Raw genomic sequence first — 20,406 nt, 5'->3', positions numbered from 1 at the left:
AGTTGCCTAGAAGAATAAAACTATTTAGTTCCAACTTTTTGGGTACACGTCAAAGGGGAGGGCCTTTTTTATGCCCAGGCCCGTGAGAATGAACAGAAAAACTGAAACGCAGTCCATCGCATAGCTAACCTTGTAACGATTAAATGAAAACGAGGTAACACGATGGACTTTTTTGATACTAACGATTCACTTGCACCCATGTACCTAACATATTCCGGTTTGATTCGCCACGATGAGCGCGGGGAACTGCCCTATCAAATGTATATGCCGGTGATTGACCAAACTATTGCCGGAGAATCAATTTATGATGTCTTAACTCGTGGCCGGGAAATGATCGGGACGCTGCTGATGGAACGGGTGCTTGACCACGAAGATCTGCCTGAACCAGAAGAAACGCTGCCAGTGGGTGAAGCGGATGAAATGCCGACCTTCATTAACGTGGAACTGGACCGCTTTAAACACTTGATCGCACCAAGAAAAACGGTGATCAAACCGATGGGTGCCCTGAAGCAGCCTAAGCAGTTACTGTCGCAGGTGTTTGATTTTCAGCCCGTCTTCATTACGGAAAATGGCATTGGCCGGTACGTGGTGGTGAGCATGCAGGATTACGATATGTTTCAGGACGCGATAGGCATGGTGCTGGATAAGCGGGAGATTGAGGAGTAGAGTGTGAAAACAAGCGGTTAGAGACTGGAGTGTAAGCTACTTATGGCGGAAGGCGTGTCGTACTCTGACGCGGGTTCTGTCATAAGTGGCTTACATGCAAGTCTCTGCTTGTTTGAGCACGTTTCAGAAATAGCAGCACATCAAAAAAGGTTAGCGGAAAAATCCGCTAGCCTTTTTGTCATACATATAAATCTATCGATTGGTTACTTCTGATCCATAATCAGCAACTGCTTGTTACCAGTGATATAACGTCCGTTAGGTAACTGGAACCGAGTTGTCCGGCCGTATTTCACGATGCGACTGACTTTGATCTTAGTACCCTTCTTATAGGAACGTACTTTCTGATTCTTCGAAAGCTTATTGTCCTTGTAGCTGTTCACGCGGTTGCTGAGCACTCGTACTTGGCGGACTTTATTACTGCGGAAGTGATTGTCTGCCACGTACTTGGAACTAGCTGTGATATAACCACCATCCACCTTGTAGCGTTTCTTGCCGTTTTTGTCGTAAGCAATACCGCGTACTCGGAAACTAGGGGCTTTTGCCCGGTTCTGTTTCTTATAAGATTTGACCGGATTAGTCAGTGATACGTTCCGGTGCAGTCTCATGCCGCGTTTAGCATAAACAGAGTGGGGCCGGTTTTCTGTATTTCCTGGCTGTGGCAGGGGTTCTGGTGCAATTTCGTTGCCGCTGTTGTTGTCATTGTTAGTATTGTTGTCGGGTTGAGCTCCGCTGCCACTGTTGTTACCGCCGGAACCGCCACCATTGTTGTCTTCGCCTTCACCACCATTGCCATTTTCGCCGTTGTTGTCTTCGCCTTCACCACCATTGCCATTTTCGCCGTTGTTGTCTTCACCTTCACCACCATTGCCGTTTTCACCGTTGTTGTCTTCACCTTCACCACCATTGCCATTTTCGCTGTTGTTGTCTTCACCTTCACCACCATTGCCATTTTCGCTGTTGTTGTCTTCACCTTCACCACCATTGCCATTTTCACCGTTGTTGTCTTCGCCGTTGCCGCCATTACCCGCTTCGTCAGATGGGTCAATGGTTAGAGCATAAGAGTGATCGCCGTTAAGGGAGTAACCACCAAACGATAAATCCTCTAGATCAATCGATAAGTTAATTTCAAATGATTCATTGTGCGTAGCATTTGTAATCATTCTTTTTTCGTTGTCAATTTGTAAATTAACGCCACTAGGTAAACCAGCACCGGAATGTGATATGTTTTTAATGCTTGGACTTTGATCAACATTACCTTTTAACAACTTTGGCGTTAACTCATCGAAATTAATTTCGCCTTCTTTATTCGGTTTTACTGTAAGAGAAGGGGTTTGATTACTAAAAACGGATAACCCAGTTAAATCGATTGATTCAGGTACATTAATACTGATTAATTTATTTAATGCAAAGGCATCTGCTCCAATAGTTTCCAAATCAGGTAAGTTGGATAGGTCAAGTTCTTTAAGCTCATTATTATAAAAGGCACCTAGACCAATAGTATTTAACTTGGGTAAGTTAGAAAAATCGATATTTTCAAGCTTATTGTAGGCAAAAGCAAGGGTGTCAATAGTTTCTAATTCAGATAAATCGGATAAATCAAGTTCTTTAAGCGCGTTGCTTTGAAAGGCACTTGAACCAATAGTATTTAACTTAGACAAATTAGGGAAATCGATATTTTCAAGCTTATTACGGTCAAAAGCAAGGGTGTCAATAGTTTCTAATTCAGATAAATCGGATAGATCAAGTTCTTTAAGTTCGTTATTATAAAAGGCACCTGAACCAACAGTATTTAACTTATGCAAGTTAGATAAATTGGTTTCTACAATCTTATTGTAAGCAAATGCATTTTCATCAATAGCTTCTAATTCAGATAAATCGGATAGGTCAAGTTTTCTGAGTTTGTTGCTATAAAAAGCAGCGGACCCAATAGTTTTTAAATTGGACAAATTAGAAAAATTAATTTCTTCAAGCTTATTCATATAAAACGCATTTTCCTCAATAACTTCTAATTCAGATAAATCGGATAGGTCAAGTTTTCTGAGTTCGTTGTCATGAAAAGCAGTGGACCCAATAGTTTTTAAATTGGACAAATTAGAAAAATTAATTTCTTCAAGTTTATTGCTAGCAAATGCATACCCACCAATGGTTTCCAAGGCAGATAAATCGGATAGATCAAGTTTTCTAAGTTCGTTATGATAAAAGGCATCTGACCCAATAGCTTTTAAATTGGACAAGTTAGAAAGATCGATATTTTCCAGTTTATTGTGAGCAAAAGCAGCCATGTCAATAGTTTCTAATTCAGATAAATCGGATAGATCAAGTGTTGTCAAATGATTTCGGTTAAATGCAGACTCACCAATGTAGTTAATTTGACTATCTGATTTGAATATTAATTGAGATATTCCATCACCAGGTGATCCAACATCTCCAGTGGCTAATTTCGCAATTGTGTTACGCGAGAAAGCGTTTTCTTTTATTCCTTTTACATACGAAGGAATGGTTAAAGTGGCCCCGTTTAGCAAAAGCTTGGCTTTATCTTTGTTTTTGAAACGTATAATATGATCATTTTCGTCAACTGTAATATCGTCAGCTTCAAGTTCAACGTTCTCAACCGATTCTGTTTCACCAGTCTCTAGTTTATTTTCAGCTGCTTGAGCGGAAGTTACGGGGTGCTGTAAACTCGTAATTGCAGGTGTGGCTGTTCCTAACAGCATACCCATAGCCAATGCACTACTGAACAACGTAAACTTCTTTTTCATAATATAGGTCCTCCTTAAGGGGGGCTTATTCGTTCGTTCAACTATTTTCTAATACCAGCATATCAAATCAGCAATCTCATTCACCAGCAAAGTACTATGACTTCACAGAAGTTTGCGAATTTGCACGTAATTTGTTCATAGATGTGGAGTAACAGTTTCTGGTTTACTCTTTCATGTCAGAGAACGCAAAAGACCAGCAACAAGAATCTGTTGTTGGCCTTTTCATGTACTTTTTACAGCAGATTAATTTACTTCTGATCCATAATCAGCAACTGCTTGTTACCAGTGATATAACGTCCGTTAGGTAACTGGAACCGTGTTGTACGACCGTACTTCACGATGCGGCTGACTTTGATCTTAGTCCCTTTCTTATAGGAACCTAATTTCTGGTTTTTGGAAAGTTTAACATCCTTGTAGCTATTCACTTTATTTCCTATGATGCGGACACGTTTCACCTTGTTACTGCGGAAGTGACTGTCTGCCACGTACTTGGAACTTGCCGTGATGTAGCCGCCCTTAACTTTGTAGCGCTTCTTACCGTTTTTATCGTAAGCTACGCCCTGAATATTAAAGCTAGGTGCCTTGGCACGGCTTTGTTTCTTGTAGGACTTGGTAGGACTAGTCAGGCTAACGTTCTTGTGGAGACGCATTGCCCGTGTGGCGTAAACACTGTAAGGATGATTGTTAGATGTGCCAGGAGTTGCTGGGGGTCTTGGAGTGGTATTGTTATTGTTGTCGGTATCTGGCTGAGTGGTGCCGCCGTTATTGTTGCCATTGTTATTATTGTTATCTGGTTGAGTTATGCCACCACTATTGTCACCGCCGGAACCGCCACCGTTGTTACCATTTTCACCATTACCATTTTCACCAGCATCACTAGCTGGATCAACGTTTAATCTAACAGAACCTGACATACTTACATGGTTTCGATATACATCAAGACCAATATTGGCTGATCCACCTTCCTCTGATTTCACGGTTATGATGCCGCCTCGATCACCATTCCAGCTTAAATTGGTAGCATTACTAATGCTTGCTACTGAGTATCTTTCAGCACCTAGTTCAAGATCGTTCATAACGTAGGTTAAATCAATCTTGCCTGCAAAGTCCTCGTTTGAAATTGTTGGACTGTAAGGCATTGTTAAACTTCCCCAACTTTGTGCACGGAAGGCGTGTCCGACATCAGGATTATTAATGGTTCCTTCTTGGTCGTTAATGTATTCATGGTCTTTATTGATTGAAACGGTTTTAATTTTATTTTTTGAGAAGGCATCCGCACCTATGTGTTCAATAGATGTCAATTCAACCGCTTCTAATTGATTATTCTTAAATGCGCTGTCATGAATTCTTTTAACAGCGTCAGGAAATTTAATATCTGTCAGTTTATTATCTCGGAAAGCATCAGGTTCAATTGTTTCAAGATTTTCAGGGAGTGTAACATTGGCTAACTGGTTGTTTTCGAAAGAACGGGATCCAATTATTTCCAGGTTTTCAGGGAGTGTAATACTGGTTAACTGATTATTTTGGAAAGCATCGTCTTCAATTGTTTCCAGGCTTTCAGGGAGATGAACACTAGTTAACTGGTTATCTTTGAAAGCTCTAGGCCCAATATTTTCAAGGCCTTTCGGCAGCTTAATATCAGTTAGTTGATTGCCTTCAAATGCGCTTTCGCGAATATCTGTTATTTCGCTATCATCTGCAAATGTTACTGATTTAAGACCATCGAAATCTTCCAGACCGGGAGTGTGTTGCAGACGAGCTTTCGACAGCGCGTTGGCGTCAATACTCGTAATTGGTATTGGTTCCTCGTCAATGATGGGATTAGCTCCTGCTGCTGGGAGACTTAAGGTACCACCAGCAAGCAGACTTTCTATATCTTCTTCATCAAGACTAATATCTACAAGTGTACCATCATCATCAACAACAACCTGATCTTCCGATAATTCCACAACTGGGCCTTCAGCCGCCTTTGCTGTCATGGTCGTACCCGGCACCTGCTGAGTGACCACCGATAGGGAACCAGCACCCGTACCAAGCAACATTCCGAGTGCCAGTGCGCTACTAAACAACTTTACTTTTTTCTTCATCATAGAACCTCCTGTGGGGGACTGTGGTGAGCAACAACGATTCTTTGTGATTCAAATATAACAATTGCGCCTACAGGCATTCCAGCAAAATACTATGACTTCACAAAAGTTTGCGGATTTGCACAAGATTTATTCATAAATGACAAAAGGACTCAACAACCTTGTAAATGACAGTTGTCGGGTCCTGTATTTTCTTATTCAGTATTATTGAAGAATTACTTCGATCGAACTAACAGCGCCTCCGGATACTTCTTCTCCACAAACGCCTTAATCGTCTCAATCATTCGTTGAGTAGAAGGCGCCTTAGCCTGTACCGCCGAAGTTGCTAACCCAATCGACCGGTAGAAGGGGTGCTCAAACGGATATACGGCAACGTCGCCGATGATTTTTTGCAACGCCAGTTCCGGTAAAATCCCCAGACCCAGGCCGGCTTCCACCATGGCAACAATCGACTGGTCATCAATGGAAAAATGAATCAAGTTAGGCTGAATACCGTAGTAGTCCAGCGCAGCTTTAGTATCGCGGTCGTAATCGCCTGATTGCAGGATGAAATCGCGGTCTTCTAAATCCTCATGGGTAACGGACTTCTTGTTTTTGGGTTCGAAACCTTTGGGAGCGACACAGTAGATTTCGTCTTTAACCAGGGTATCCACGATTAAATTCTCACTCACCGGCATCACGGTAAAGCCGAGATCCAGCGTCCCGTTTTTAACGTTTTGCACGATTTCGTTAAAGCTAGTCTGACTCACTGAAATGTCGATATCGGGATATTGCTTTTTAAAGGCTTGAATGATGGGTGGCAGCCAGTTGATGCAAACGGATGAGAACGCGCCGATGCGGATGGAACCAGCGTTTAAACCGTTAATATCAGCGGCTTCCTGTTCCAACCGGGCCTGGCTGTTCAAAATTTCCTGAATAATAGGTAGGATCGTGCGGCCGTTGGGTGTCAGTTCGGCACCGGCACGGGAACGGATGAAGACGGGGAAGCCCAGTTCGTTCTCCAATTGCGTGATCGAGTGACTGACCGCACTCGGGGTAACGTTTAACTTCAGAGCAGCTTTTTGAAACGTACCTTCCTGAATGACGGTACTGAAGACTTGGTAAGCAAAGGGAATCATGAACGAAGGGCCTCCTTATTAATAGGTAAAAACGGTTACTTAGTAGATCTAAGTTGATTGGTATTTTGATAGAATAGATGAACGTTCTTCACCTTAAGACGATAAACTTGAATACTAGTAACAAGTATAGCATAAAGGTAAATCGGATAGGCCATCTCGTTAGATGAGTTGTCTTCCTATAGTAGTTGCTGATAATAACTTTAGAAATCAAACTTAAGCGGAAAAAGTGCCTACATAAAATAAATGCAGTTATTTTAAACGAATTCTTAAACTTTGCGGTTAGTATCTGATCGGTATTTTCATGCATGAAATCGATTTCGAATATGAATAATATCCAGATGACTTATATTACAATTTAGAGCGACAGAATCCGTTTTGGACGCCTAGAAGACATGAATGAATAGGCTTTCGAGACACTTTTTCAATTGTTTCAAATATGTGAAATTATTGCAAGGTGACTACAATTCAAGCAGTTTTCTTGAACCCAAGTGGGGGCTGCGTTAGACTCTTGTATAGAGTTAAGAACTCGGTACGCAATGTTCGAAAGTTGGTGCGGTAATTATTTTACTTAACATTCGGTCGGATATTGTGTATACTGTTTATGCTTGATGAGTTACATAAATATATGTTTGGAGGAATTTTACATGCAATCTAGTTTAAAGAAGTCTCTTTATTTAGGTTTAGCTGCAGTTTCATTTGCTGCCGTTGCCGGCACAAGTGTTAACGCCTCAGCTAAGTCTTATGCAAAGCTTTCTGCACCAAGTACAGTGTTAACTACTGCTGCTAACACTCGTAACGTTAACTTAACTGGTACTAACGCTATCTACAGCAAGCCAGGTACTGTTAAGGGTGCTAAGGTTGTTGCTACTACAACAACTGCAAAGCGCTTAGCTGCTTCAAAGAACGGTTCAGATAACTTCCGTGCTTACCGCGTAGTTACTACTGACCGCGGTTCAGTTTACTACAAGGTCGTTTCATACGACAAGCAATACCGTGGCTATGTTTACGGTGGTAAGAGTACTAGTGCCTTTGCTGGCGGCTTAGTTTCATACGCTACTACTAAGGACGCTACTGCTCCTAAAGCTTCTGATTCATACAGCTTAACTGCTGACACTAGTGCAACTGCTAACACCTTGTTCTACAAGGAACCAGCATACACTAACTACAAGGTTGGCCGTGCAGTTGTTAACGGCGCTGTCTTAGCTAAGACAGATGCTTACAAGGGTGCTACATTTACCTTTAACAAGGCTGTTACTACTTCACGTGAAGGCGACACTTGGTACCAAATCGCTTCAACTAAGTTGAGCAACGGTACTACTACTAAGGATCTTGACGGTGCTTGGATCAAGGCATCAAACGTTAAGAACGACAACGCTCTTAACCCAGATACTCAAGTAGCTGTTACTGTTAAAGATGTAGCTAATGGTAACGAAGTTGCTTCATTTAACTACACTACTGGCGTAACTGGCAACGGTGCTGATGCTTTAGCTAAGGTTCAAGCAGACGGTACGTATACTACTGACTTCCAGTCTAAGTTAACTGATGCTCTTAAAGGTTCTGGTTACACAGTTGGTACAAAAGATGCAGTTAACAAGTTAAATTCTGTTAAGAACGGTGGCAGCGTAACTGTTTATGCTGTTAAGAATGGTCAAAAGCCTTCAGCAGTTGCAGCTTGGGTAAGCTACACTGGCGCTGTAAACTCAGATGTTAAACTTGCTACAACTACAGATAGCAGCGTTCGTGCCGATGCTGACTCAGCTCAAAAGCTTGTTCTTGCTCCATCTAATGGTCAAGTAACTCTGTTCACTGGTACTGAAGGTGCTGCATTTACTTCTGACCAAGCATTATCCTTCTTGAATGGTAGCTCATTCTACAAAGAATTGAAGTCACCAGTATTTAAAGATGGTGCGGCTGTAAATGGTGTACAAAAGTATGCACAATATGTTTACACTCCATCTTCAGCTAAGGCTGGCCAATATGGTACTGCCTTTGAAGCACACTACAACGTTCAAAAGGTTACTGTTAGTGCACCAACTACCACTAACCCAACTAACCCAGTTAACCCATTTGCTTAATAAGTAAATTAGATAACGGGTAGTTAAAAATTAAAGATGTATTGATTTGATTTTTAACTTCATGAAAGACCAATCCCACTTGGGGTTGGTCTTTTTTGTTCTATGATATTTAGTATTGATGAGAGACTCTCAGGCAGTTATACGGAGTACCTGCTAGTAAGCTTTCAGCTAATAATGGCTGATAGTTAGGGGATTCGTTTTTATCAATTTTATTTCTATTTGTATTGGTTTATTGCTATTAATTATGCGTGTCGTTGACTCTAACATCTCATTCTACTTTTTAATAATTATTTGAGTAACTGGCGGTAGTATTATGGTTCGTTAGAAATGGTATTTAGAAAAAATTTTAGCTTTAAGTCCCACTCATAGTGAGATATAGTTAATGTCATAACAGAGTTTTTAAAGATCCAAACTTTAAGTAATCATATTCAATTAAACGAAAGTATCTAGTTGATTGCCATCAATGGTAAAATAGAGATAATTCGATTTGCCAGGAGGTACAAGCATGGGCTTACGAAATTTATTTCGGGGAAATTCAAAGCAAGAATCCGATAAAACAAACGACAACGCATCAGTAGAAAATAATCAGTCTGGAAATGACGATAACCAGACGGAACCGGTGCAAGCTTCAAAAGTCACCGCCAGCAGCCCTTCGGTGGTGACTTCTGTATTGACCGCCAAGCAAAATCTGACGGAAATTGCGCAGCAGTATAATATTCGACGGGAAACGTTACAAGACTTGCTGTTTGATCATCAAAAAGAGATTCAGACAAGTATTGATGAGTTGAACAAAGAAATCGCGGCTAGTCAGAAGCTAGTCGAAGATAATGGCCAGCAAGTGACTAATATTCAGGACAGAATGGAAAAGGCGAGCGCAGAAGCGTCAGCCCCATTTGTTCAGCAGCAGACTGAATTAAACGCGCGAATTAAAGAAAATCAGGACCAAGTTGGCAACCTGATCAGCCAGGTGAAGGAGCTCAATGCCGAATTGACGGGTCTAAACCATAAACAACAACAGTTGGTTCAGGCGGAAACTGATATCTCGGCGAAGTTTAAGAGCGAAAAGGATCCGGCTACGATTGTGTCTTTGGCTGATCAATACCGCGATGACATTAAAAATAACCAGACTGAACGTGAGGAAAACGAAGCCACCATTCGGGCAGTCGATCAGAAGCAGACGGCCTTGAAAGATCAACTGCAAGCTACTCGGGATAAGCTGACTGCAGATCAAAAAGAACTGAGTGAGGTTAATTCTAAGCTGGAAGAAGTTCAGGCTAAGGTCGCTTCTGATGATGAAGAAACATCCAAGCAGCTTGATGCGATGACGCAAAAATTGACCGACAGCCAGGCGCAACTGACGCAACTGCAGGGTAATTTAAATCAGAAGAATGCTGAGCTGGCTGACGCTAACGCTGATATCAAGAAGTGGATGGGTGTTTTGGTCCCCGTTAAAGGCTTAGTGTTAGACAGCGATTCCGAAATTATTTTGGACATGGATAATCTCACCGAGGCCCAATATGAACAGATGAAGTTAGTCGTCAAAGTCATGATGCGGCGCGGCATCGAACGAGTGGGCCTGTATACCAGCCAGTTTAAGCTGAACTTGACCAGCCAGATAGCAGCTTGGACCAATGAGCTGCAGGTCAGGGGCGGTATCGTATCGGTTTACAACCCGTTATATAGTTTACAGCATCAAGGACAGCCGGGAGCCAAATATCAGCTGCCTGATGACGCGGTTAACGATGAATGGAATGCCAACCACACGGAACGGACGTTGACGTTAGACAACGGCTGGACACTTAAAGTCCACTACTATCCATCCAGCGAGAATATCGAGAGCGTTGATTCTTATAAGAACGGCCGGCTGGCTGAAAGCAGTATGATGTCCACGGAAGGTCAGCTCACGTCTAACCGGTTCTATAACGATGACGGGACGAAGAACCGTGACGAATATTACAGTCAGAGCGGTCTGGGCATACTGAACGTTCACTACGAAAATGACAAGCTCAGCCAAGTAGAATTGCTGAACGCCGTTGGGATGCAGGTACAGGCGTTTGACACGATTGCTGGCTTTACTGAGTGGTGGGTCAAAAATAATTTCAACGAGTCTGGTTTTCTAGTTGGTGCCATTGAAAACGAACAGTACCGCCAGCTGCTGAATGCGATGCACGGTAAGTCGATCGCGCTGGTAAACGGTTCAGCGGTAGACAACGATGCCTTTAAGTCCTGGGCAGCTGCCTTACCGCAACAGCAGTACCTGGTCGACAATTATGAGACTGAGATGAAACTCATTCAGCAGGTGAACCAGCCGTTAAACATTAGTTTATTAGATCCGCATAACCTGCCCGTGACCTTGGGCATTCCCTTTGCGGGCGCTGAATAATGAATGGTTTAAGGCGTGTCTTAAGGACGCGTCTTTTTTGTGGCGGCGAATATGTCAAAATGCTTAAGCCTTTCTAAATTAGATTTTGATTAAGTGCATGAACGATACTAAGTGGTACAATGAATTTAACTGATCAGGGGATCAGTATTAAGTTTCAGCTTAAATGAAGGGGTGTATTTTTTAATGAAGTCTAATTTGAAAAAAACATTGTACGTTGGTTTAGCTGCTGCTTCAGTATTCGGCGCAGCCGGCTTAGCTAGCACAACTGCCAGTGCTAAGTCTTACGCTTATGTAACGAAGCCTGCGTACTTCCAGACGGCACCAGAAACCCGTAACGTGGTTCCTAATGGTACCCATGCTTTATATTCTAAGATTGGGACAGCAAAGGGTGCCAAGGTGGTGGCTTCGAAATCGACCATGGCAAACTTAGCTCAGTCCAAGAAATCCAACGACTATTTCCGTGCCTACTCCATCGTCTTGAGTAACCGGAAGTCCGTTTACTACAAGGTCGTTTCGTTTGATGGCAAGTACCGTGGCTGGGTCTACGGCGGTAAAGATGACACTAAGTTTGCTGGCGGGATCGCACCTGCACAAACCACTAAGTCAGCCAGCATGCCTTCAACTACGACTGGCTACACGTTGACTAAACCATCTAAGTGGACGCTTTGGAACAATCCACAGTACACGCAGTACAAAGCCAAGAAGGTTACTGGCTTCAGCAATACCGATACATTTACCATTACCGGTGCTGAAACTAAGAGCCGTGAAGGCTGGGTCTACTACCAAGTCAAGGATGACCAGAACCCATCGATCACTGGCTGGGTTTACAACTTGGGTGTCCAAGCACCACAGGGCAACTCCGTAAAGATCAGCTACGTTGACAAGTCTACTGGCAAGGAAGTCGGTACTGGTTCCGTTGCCTTTGATAAGAGCGCTTCATATACCAACGTGACGACCACGACTAACTTGAAGAGCATCATTGACGGTGTTCCTTCAGGCTATGTTCCTGACGACAATGATAACGGCGGTTCAGCTTCGTTAGCTAACAAGGATAACGCCGCTATCGCTAAGAACGGCGACACCATTGTTTACTACGTCAAGGCTACTGACCCTAACGCTACCAAAGCAATCAAAGTAACTGCCGTTGACGAATCAGGCAACCCAATTACCTTGAAGAGTAGCGACCAGGCTGCATTAGATGCATCCGGTGCCAAGGCTGCCTTCCAAGTTAAAGCCGGCGACCCCGTTACTGCTAGTGATGTTGAAAACATCGTCTACGATGCTCAACTTCAAGATTTAATCGGTGATAACGGTATGAGTTACCAGTTCGACAAGGGTAACGATAAAGCCACAACGACTACTGATGCAGGTAACACTGTCAGTGTCACAGCAACTTACAAGGCTGCTTATTAATTAGAATTGAGTCACGAAACGTCGCCTTAGAGGCGGCGTTTTTAATTTGTAAACAAATTGAGACGGGGTTGGTACCGTTGCCGTCACTAGATTGTGGTATACTTCACTTAAATTAAGTGAGGAGAAATTACATATCATGAGAGTGAAACACGGCATTGCAGCACTATTATTAAGTCTGTCAGTTGGCGTTAGCGCCTTGGCAGTCAATACGGCTAGCGCGAGCGCGGCCACGAGTACGGCGAGTCAGGCCTATTACCAGATCAGTAAGCTGACGAAGGTCAACTACTACACGACAATGGGGTCGAATAGTTCACATAACTATAAGATTTACGCTACCGGGGCTTATAAAACTTCGGCTAACAACCTGAAGGCCATCGGTTATGGGAAAACCTTTGCCGGCAAAACGATCCACATTACCCGGCAAGAAGTCGTTAACGGTGTGACCTGGTTGAAGTTTACCTATAATCACAAGTGGACGGGCTGGATCGAACAAAAAGTCACGGTCACTTCCACGTACAGACTTTACGCGCCGCTGATCGGACAACGGCCTGAGTTACCAACCGGTTGCGAAATTACCGCTACGGCGATGATGCTGCAGTTTGGCGGCGCCAAGGTGGACAAGATGAGCCTAGCAAAGGAAATGCCGCGCAGCAGTGATCCCAACAAGGGCTTCGTTGGCAGTCCGTACAGCGCCAGCGGCTGGTACGTTTATCCGGGCGGCCTCATGGGTGTGGTCAAAAAGCACATGGGCACCGCTAAGAACATGACGGGCGCTAGTTTGACCAGCATTAAGAAACAGGTCCACCGAAATCATTTAGTAGTGGTCTGGGTCGCTAACTGGGACGGTTTCAGCAACCACGCGTTAACCGTTACGGGTTACTCCAAGACGCGGATCTACTATAATGATCCTTGGAAGAAGCAGCGGACAAGTATGAGTAACAGCACCATGACATCCCACCGTAAGGGCGATGCCAACCGGGCGTTGAGTTATTAATTGGGTAATTTAATATCAAGGGAGATATTTTGAATGAAGTGGAAATGGATCATCGCGTTGAGTATTGGGGCTGCCGTGGGGATGGCAGGCACAACGCAGGCATCAGCTTATCAGAATCCCAAGGGGTATTATCAGGTTCAAGATACCCAGATCAAGCCCTACGGCAAGGTCGGCTACACGGTCAAACGCGGCTATGAAGGCATTAAGACCTGGAAGATCATGAAGAAGATGCACACTTTCGCTGGCTACGATAAGTACAATACGGCGACCTATTATCAGGTCAAGCAGTTTCAGCGCAAGCACCATTTGAAAGCAACCGGCGACGTGGATGAAAAGACCTGGACCAAGATGGGCTTTTCCAAGTCGTCTTGGACCAGCATCGACAGTTACGTGGCACCGCTGACGGTGACCACTAAGGACAGCCGTAAAGCCCACGTTGAAGCGATGATCAAACAGGCCTATAAGTACAAGGGCCGTCCCTATTTGGTGGGCTCGTCATCGAGTCCCAGTTACGGGGTGGACTGCTCGGGGTTAGCCATGCAGGCGCTGTACGCTGGCGGCATTAATCCGGCACCGATCAGCGCCATCAACCACGCCCATCCGGGTAACGAGTGGAACAGCCGCAACCTGTGGGCTTCCAAGAAGTTAAAGCGCGTCGCTTATAAGCACCGTGAACGTGGCGATTTGATTTTTTACTATACCCCGGGCACTCACGTGATCTGGCACGTGGCCATCTATCTGGGTCATAACAAAGTGATCGAATCGTGGCCGCCGCGGGTCATGGTTCAGCCGATCCGTAACGGACAGCGTTCCGATATTGCCGGTGTCAAGCGGCCGTTTCTATAAGGCAGTTGGGCGTAGCCAGTGAGCGATGTCTGGATGAAACACTATGATAATTCTGAATTAATTTCAAAAATGTGATCAGTCATCGTCACAAATGGTATACATCATTTGTGAAATCATAGCACGTCAAAAAAGCACCAGCAAAGGGACAGTTTGCTAGTGCTTTTTCAGTGTAATTCCTGTAGGGGCAATCACTTAGGGATGTGATTGGAAACGTTACAGACTTTTTCGATTGGAATTCATCAACCGAATAGCCTAAGAGTATCATAGATAATTTCAAAAATCAAGAACACCCGTTCGGTTTTCCTTTATGCTATCACTAGTAGAATAGCCACTGTTCAAGACGAACATCTGGCAACTTTCTATCGTAGGTATTGATACTAAGGCATTTAACCAACAGGAGGAAGACCCTTGAAACAGACACAGAATATTTTTGACAAACCGGCATTTGCTAAGAAATTTCACCAATCCAGTATTCGTTATCGGTACGCGACGCGGATCCACATGCTGCGCGCGGAGGCCGGACTGACTCAAAGTCAACTCGGCGAGCTGATGAGTGTTCCGCAATCATCGATCGCCCGCTGGGAGAACGGCGGTACCAACATCACCGTTGAAACGCTGGAAAAGATCGCTCGGGCGGTGAATAAGGAGCTGAAGATTGATTTTCAGTAAATCTTTGCGCATATCAAGCGAACTAGATTGCTAAATATGGTAGAATGTCCCTATATAGAATCTGGAATCACGGACGTGTGAGATGTAGGTTTAAGGGGGCCATTCTAGGGATGAAAAAACTTGGCATTATGATGATTGCAGCCCTGTCATTTATGGGTGCGGCAGTTGCTGAACCAGCTGTATCAACGCTAACTGTTCAGGCCAAGACGAAGGTGTCGGTTGTTTCGAAGAAATCAATGAGTACGACCAAGTACCAAATTGACCAATCGAAGGCGAAGAACGCATACGCTTATTCAGGCAGCTTGAAGAAAAAAGAATTTAAACTCTCTTATGGTCAGATCGCTACGTTTTATGCTAAAGCACAGGAAAAGGTGAAGGTCGGCAAGTCGACTCGGATCTACTATTATATCAAGTCGACTGGCAGTAGTAAGCTAGCCGGTTGGGTCTGGCACGGTTATTTGATGAAGCCGGTGATGTCCAAGTCCGCACTTTCGAAGCTAGTGGCTTCTGGGCAGGATTTGAATCCGTCATCGACGATACTGAAACAGCCCGCGGCATTTTACAGCACTTATGGTGCTTATTTGCGCAAAGAGTTTAATATGACTGGGCAGTTAACGACGTTTAAAAAACATCAGGCACGGGTATACGTCTCGGATCCCAGTTTGAAGACTTATGCCAGCAAATCAATGAGCGTTTGGAACAAGGCGCTCGGCCGCTCAGTCTTTATTAAGGGAACTTCTAAGCACCATGACTTGGTGATCGGCACTAAGTCATCCAAGGAGTGGGATGGTTTAAATGACGGGACACACCTGTATTTGAGCTCTTCAGCACTTCACGATAAGACGTATATGGACAGTGTGGCTGATACGCCGGAAATTCGCGCGCTGTATAACCAGTACGAAAACGTCTCGGCCGCTTACAAAGCCGCACCGAGTGGCTCTTCTGAAAAGAAGGCTTACCTTGCGCAAGGCCATACCCTGTATGACCAATTGATTGCTGCACAGAAGGCCGCTGCACCGGATGCAACTGACTACTGGGAAGGTGTCATGGTTCACGAACTGGGCCACTCACTGGGGCTGGACCACACGCCTTACTTAACTGATATCATGTACGCGGAAACCAGCGATGACGGCTTCAGTTCTAGCGTGGACGGCAAGTACGATTGGGACTCGCCTAAAGATCCTAACGATGACCGGCTTGAATCGCCAAGCTTATCCAACCGAGACGTTAACCGGGCGAAGTTAGGCATGAAGTTGGGTTACTGGTAAAATTAAAGATTGAATGTTGAAAACCTGGTTATCAGTCAGCGGACTGGTCACCAGGTTTTTGCTGTCTTTACGCAACTTTTACAGAACCCAAACAGAATCAAGATATTCAAAGCGTATACCTAAGCTAGATGAATGAGATCGCTAGTGGAGGTGTGCGCGATGAAGTTATTAAAGATGCTGGTTGTTGTGTTGTTATTAGGATTAAGTTTGTTCTCTACTGTGGATGTTTCTGCAGCCAGTCGGATGCGTGAACCGGTTGCTGAGCGAGTACAACCAAGACTGCGCACGCAGATTCAAGTCGGCAGCCAGGATAGTCAGATCAAGTTCTGGCAGACCAGTGATCCGCGGCAGCGGCAAACAACGATAGTCGCGCTCTCCGCATTAGTAACGGTCGGCGCTTTAGCAACGTGGGCTCGCCGGCGGTTTTATTAAATGAAGGCGATAAAAAACACCCAATTTTGAAGATTGGGCGTTTTCGGTGTTTAAGATCACTTTTGGTCCATGATGAAGATTTGCTTGTTACCAGAAATGTAACGGCCATTGGTTAATTCGAAACGAGTTGTCCGGCCGTAGTTGACGATGCGTTTCACGTTCAGTTTGGTACCCTTCTTGTAGGAACGTACTTTCTGGTTCTTTGACAGCTTCAGGTCTTTGTAGCTATTAGCTTTATTGCTGATGACCCGCACGCGGTTGATTTTCTTACTGCGGAAGTGGCAATCAGCAACGTACTTGGAACTGGCAGTAATGTAGCCGCCCTTAACCTTGTAGCGTTTTTTGCCATTTTGATCAAAAGCAACGCCTTGGATACGGAAGTTAGCTGCCTTGGCCCGAGCCTGTTTCTTGTAGGATCTCACTGGATCGGTCAGGCTGACGTTCTTGTGCAGCCGCATACCACGTAAGGCATAGACGGAGTGAGGGGCAGCTGCTGGTTTATTAGGATTAGGTAGGGGCTTAACCTCATTGTTGTCGGAGCCGTTGGTATTATTATCAGGTTGAGTTTCAGTCCCTGTGCTACCGCCGGAATTACCGCCACCGGATCCGTTATTATTATTGTTGTTATCTTCGCCGCCGTTATTGTCTTCGCCGCCGTTGTTATCTTCGCCGCCGTTGTTATCTTCGCCGCCGTTATTGTCTTCACCACCGTTATTGTCTTCGCCGCCGTTGTTGTCTTCACCACCGTTATTATCTTCAAATGGATTAATGGTTAACTGGCTTGAGAAGATAGAATAATCCCCTTGACTATCAGGTATCATTTCAAGGTCAACTTTCGTGTTGAGCTTAATGGGATTTTTACCGGATATGCCGACTATTTTGTTGTTTACTGTTGTAATAGTATCTGTTGGACTTAAGATGTCAATATTAGTAATTCTTTCAATCTGATCAACTTCACCAATTTTTAGTTCCGGTTTAATGGCATCGAAGGGAACCTCGCTATCTTTGGTTGCGGTAACGTTTGGAGAGATTTCCTGACTTTCGAATACACCATTTTCCAAATTTACTTTCTCAGATAATTGAATGTAAGTTAATTGGTTGTCCCGAAAAGCATAGTCTCCAATTTGAGTAGTATTTGTTAACTCAATGTGATCTAATTTGTTGTGCATAAAAGCTTTTTCACCAATTTGAGTGACTTTTGGTAGAGAAAATTTGTTTAATTGGTTCCAAGCAAAAGCCAATTCACCAATTTGAGTAACATTTGGTAGGGTTATTTCGTTTAGGTGATTCGAAGAAAAAGTAAAGTCTCCAACTTCAGTAACTTTTGGCAGATTAATCTGATTGAGTTGATTAGCAGCAAAAGCATCGCCACCAACTTTTTCAAGACTAGACATACTTAAAGATTCAATACTGTTTCCTGAAAATCCGGCCATTGCTACTTCTGTTAGGTTAGTCCCGCCAATTATCGCACTGATTCCCCATCGTCTGTCGTCATCATCATTGGGGTTCTCATCAATCATTCTTTGGAGTGCATAGCGGCTAAATGCGCCAGGTTCAGATAAAATTCCACCAAATTCATTTTCATATTGCACCTCACGTTCCCCAATAACTTTCACCGGCACGCCATTGATTTCATCTGGAATGACTAATTGACCGCCGTCTAGCAGGTCTTTAATTTGCTCCGGATGCTCATCAACCCATTCTTGTGAAAAACCAGTTAGCGTACCTGTATTTTCGTCAAATTCAGCGTTTTCTGCAGTAACGCTAAGCTTGAAGTTTGATTTAGGCACAGCAGAGCGCTTGTTTGAATTTGCTTTTTGGCTTTGTCCGCTTTGATTTGATGCGGTTGCCTCAGTAGCGGCCCGCACTTGAACGTGGCTCGTCATGGCTGACATCCCAGTACCAAATAACATACCGGCCGCTAATAAACTACTAAACAAACTAATTTTCTTCATCATAAAACCTCCTGGGGGGATCTTGTGGTGAGCAGCAATCATTCTTCGTGAATCAAATATACCAAGGAAGCTAAACGAAGCACCAGCAAAGTACCACGAGTTCACAGAAAAATATTATTTTATACATAAGCTGTTCATAATCCGTTGTAATGACAGCTAATTGCACCGCAAAAAAGCCGCTACGATTGAATGACATGCACACGCAATCGTAGCGGCTTTTTCATATATTTGTTTGGGGAGCTCATTTAGTGATACCTGACTTAAAGTCAGTCTTGATGGTTTAATCATTGATTAACCATTTATAAAAGCGTTGCAGACCCGTTGGCCGATCTTCCGGCCGTTCCTTGGTGATATACAAGTTAATCGATTCGCCGAGCCGGACGTTTCTCAGCGTGCGGACGTTTCTTAAGTCGGTCTGATCAAAGGAATAGTCCAACGGAATGTGCTGATTAATGCCGCTGTTGGCTTCAAGAATATCACTGTTAAAGATATCCGTGACGTCGGCATTACGGCTGGAAGTGTGGTTCGTTGACCAATAGTAGGTTCTCAGTTTGCGTCCTCGCTGTGTAATAAAGTTGACAGTGACGTGGTGACTGAGCATTTGGTGCGTACGAGGCATCAGTTCCCCAGATTGAAGATTGCGTCCCCGCGTCAGTAGTGATGTGCCAAATACAGTTGACAAACAAAACAAAATAACCGCAACAGCAATGCGTCTTCTGGAAATTCTGGGTGCCACGCTGCACCTCCTTTTTGGGTCATCTCTCTTATTATTTGTTAGTATGCCAGACAAATATCCCCAAACTACGATTTATTTATGAAGAATTTGTGAACAGGACGTGTCCTTTTTGGTTCAGCGGGACATGATGGGGTGCTCGAGCGATGAAATGGAAACCAGATGACTAGGCTGTACCCACTACGGTATAAGCGGATAGTGAGTTTGCGGAAAGCAGAATGGCTGTTTGATTTAAAATTGGTCTAGATCATTTAAAATATGAACACAATTACGAGATATGTTCATCAAATGATCAAAAATGGTGGTCAGTTTAATTTATCATGCGATTAACCCACGTGGTTGTTTGGACTGAACGCTGGCCGTTCCGGCAGCTTTGCTAATCTATCTGCGACCATAGCGCTATGGATCACTTATTAAAGGGGTTCATATAATGGAAAGAACAGCACAAGCAGCCTTTGAATTTTTAGCAGCAGATGGCCACCAACTGATTATTTACAGTGCCTTAAAGAAGCTGGGCATCCGGCAAAATGACACTGATTTTGAGGATCTGGTTCAAGAAGGCTGGTTATTATTCGTGGCGATTTTTCAGAAATATCCGCAGGAACCAACGGAGAAGCCTAAACAGTTTTTGGCCTACGCCCACCAGGCACTCTACCGGCGATTCTTAAATCAGTTGCAGGCTAAGCAGCGGGAAATAAAGCATTTAGAAACCGGTGAAGTGGATTTATCAGGGGTTCCACAAAAGCTGGACGTACTCGCTGACACCATTGATACCAACTTGTTAAAGGGCTGGTTAGGCAAATGCAACGCAGCAGAGCGTCGGTTTTTGATCGACCGAATTTATTATCAGCTAACACCTAGTGAAATTAGCAAGAAATGGGGCGTTTCTCGTCAGACCATTTATAAGTGGCAAAAACGCATTCGCAGCAAGCTCATGGCGCGAGAATCAGAAAATCCCCATCAATTCAAGTAATATGCTCTTCACAAAAATATTACAAATTGACCAAA

15 protein-coding genes are annotated in these 20,406 nt (G+C 43.9%); 10 read left to right on the top strand and 5 right to left on the bottom strand.

Going from position 1 to position 20,406, the window contains the following annotated elements; genetic code table 11:
• The first annotated feature begins 162 nt into the window (after nt 1-162).
• Complete coding sequence (locus tag CES81_RS07315; protein ID WP_089121263.1) at nt 163-666, top strand: hypothetical protein; 504 nt, start codon at nt 163-165, stop codon at nt 664-666.
• A gap of 203 nt (nt 667-869) precedes the next feature.
• Here the strand turns inward: CES81_RS07315 and CES81_RS07310 are convergent, their stop codons facing one another.
• The 3 genes from CES81_RS07310 to CES81_RS07300 form a co-directional block, all read right to left on the bottom strand.
• Nucleotides 870-3,425: a leucine-rich repeat protein gene (locus tag CES81_RS07310; RefSeq protein WP_089121262.1), complete on the bottom strand. Its 2,556-nt coding sequence runs from the start codon at nt 3,423-3,425 to the stop codon at nt 870-872.
• Between the two features lie 248 nt (nt 3,426-3,673).
• Nucleotides 3,674-5,512 carry a leucine-rich repeat protein gene (locus CES81_RS07305; RefSeq protein ID WP_180949755.1) on the bottom strand — a complete coding sequence of 613 codons (1,839 nt, stop codon included), beginning with the start codon at nt 5,510-5,512 and terminating at the stop codon, nt 3,674-3,676.
• A 215-nt stretch (nt 5,513-5,727) separates the two neighbouring features.
• Entirely contained in the window at nt 5,728-6,630 is a 903-nt protein-coding gene (locus CES81_RS07300) for a LysR family transcriptional regulator (protein WP_089121260.1), read from the bottom strand.
• Between the two features lie 644 nt (nt 6,631-7,274).
• On the opposite strand from CES81_RS07300, the gene CES81_RS07295 reads away from it, so the two are divergent.
• The 8 genes from CES81_RS07295 to CES81_RS07260 all read left to right on the top strand — a co-directional run bounded on the left by CES81_RS07295 (nt 7,275) and on the right by CES81_RS07260 (nt 16,710).
• Nucleotides 7,275-8,705: a hypothetical protein gene (locus CES81_RS07295; RefSeq protein WP_089121259.1), complete on the top strand. Its 1,431-nt coding sequence runs from the start codon at nt 7,275-7,277 to the stop codon at nt 8,703-8,705.
• 505 nt (nt 8,706-9,210) lie between these two features.
• Nucleotides 9,211-11,088, top strand: a complete 1,878-nt coding sequence (locus CES81_RS07290; RefSeq protein ID WP_089121258.1) for a coiled-coil domain-containing protein — start codon at nt 9,211-9,213, stop codon at nt 11,086-11,088.
• 183 nt (nt 11,089-11,271) lie between these two features.
• Complete coding sequence (locus CES81_RS07285; protein WP_089121257.1) at nt 11,272-12,501, top strand: S-layer protein; 1,230 nt, start codon at nt 11,272-11,274, stop codon at nt 12,499-12,501.
• 136 nt (nt 12,502-12,637) lie between these two features.
• Complete coding sequence (locus CES81_RS07280; protein ID WP_089121256.1) at nt 12,638-13,495, top strand: C39 family peptidase; 858 nt, start codon at nt 12,638-12,640, stop codon at nt 13,493-13,495.
• Between the two features lie 81 nt (nt 13,496-13,576).
• Complete coding sequence (locus CES81_RS07275) at nt 13,577-14,341, top strand: C40 family peptidase (RefSeq protein ID WP_369688591.1); 765 nt, start codon at nt 13,577-13,579, stop codon at nt 14,339-14,341.
• 408 nt (nt 14,342-14,749) lie between these two features.
• Nucleotides 14,750-15,010: a helix-turn-helix domain-containing protein gene (locus CES81_RS07270; RefSeq protein ID WP_089121254.1), complete on the top strand. Its 261-nt coding sequence runs from the start codon at nt 14,750-14,752 to the stop codon at nt 15,008-15,010.
• Nucleotides 15,011-15,120: 110 nt separating this feature from the next.
• On the top strand, nt 15,121-16,278 hold the full coding sequence (locus tag CES81_RS07265) for a matrixin family metalloprotease (protein WP_089121253.1): 1,158 nt from the start codon (nt 15,121-15,123) through the stop codon (nt 16,276-16,278).
• Between the two features lie 159 nt (nt 16,279-16,437).
• Nucleotides 16,438-16,710 carry a hypothetical protein gene (locus CES81_RS07260; protein WP_089121252.1) on the top strand — a complete coding sequence of 91 codons (273 nt, stop codon included), beginning with the start codon at nt 16,438-16,440 and terminating at the stop codon, nt 16,708-16,710.
• 56 nt (nt 16,711-16,766) lie between these two features.
• Here the strand turns inward: CES81_RS07260 and CES81_RS07255 are convergent, their stop codons facing one another.
• Complete coding sequence (locus tag CES81_RS07255) at nt 16,767-18,665, bottom strand: leucine-rich repeat domain-containing protein (RefSeq protein WP_180949754.1); 1,899 nt, start codon at nt 18,663-18,665, stop codon at nt 16,767-16,769.
• A 280-nt stretch (nt 18,666-18,945) separates the two neighbouring features.
• Nucleotides 18,946-19,401: a hypothetical protein gene (locus CES81_RS07250; protein WP_089088962.1), complete on the bottom strand. Its 456-nt coding sequence runs from the start codon at nt 19,399-19,401 to the stop codon at nt 18,946-18,948.
• A gap of 427 nt (nt 19,402-19,828) precedes the next feature.
• Between CES81_RS07250 and CES81_RS07245 the strand changes: the two genes are divergently transcribed.
• Nucleotides 19,829-20,371, top strand: coding sequence for a sigma-70 family RNA polymerase sigma factor (locus CES81_RS07245; protein ID WP_089121250.1), 543 nt, complete (start codon nt 19,829-19,831; stop codon nt 20,369-20,371).
• Nucleotides 20,372-20,406 lie beyond the last annotated feature (35 nt).

This window comes from Secundilactobacillus pentosiphilus (genome assembly GCF_002217985.1).
GTDB classification, from domain to species: Bacteria; Bacillota; Bacilli; order Lactobacillales; family Lactobacillaceae; genus Secundilactobacillus; species Secundilactobacillus pentosiphilus.
Note: the sequence above shows the minus strand (reverse complement) of the source record. Positions and strands in the feature narration are given on the sequence as shown.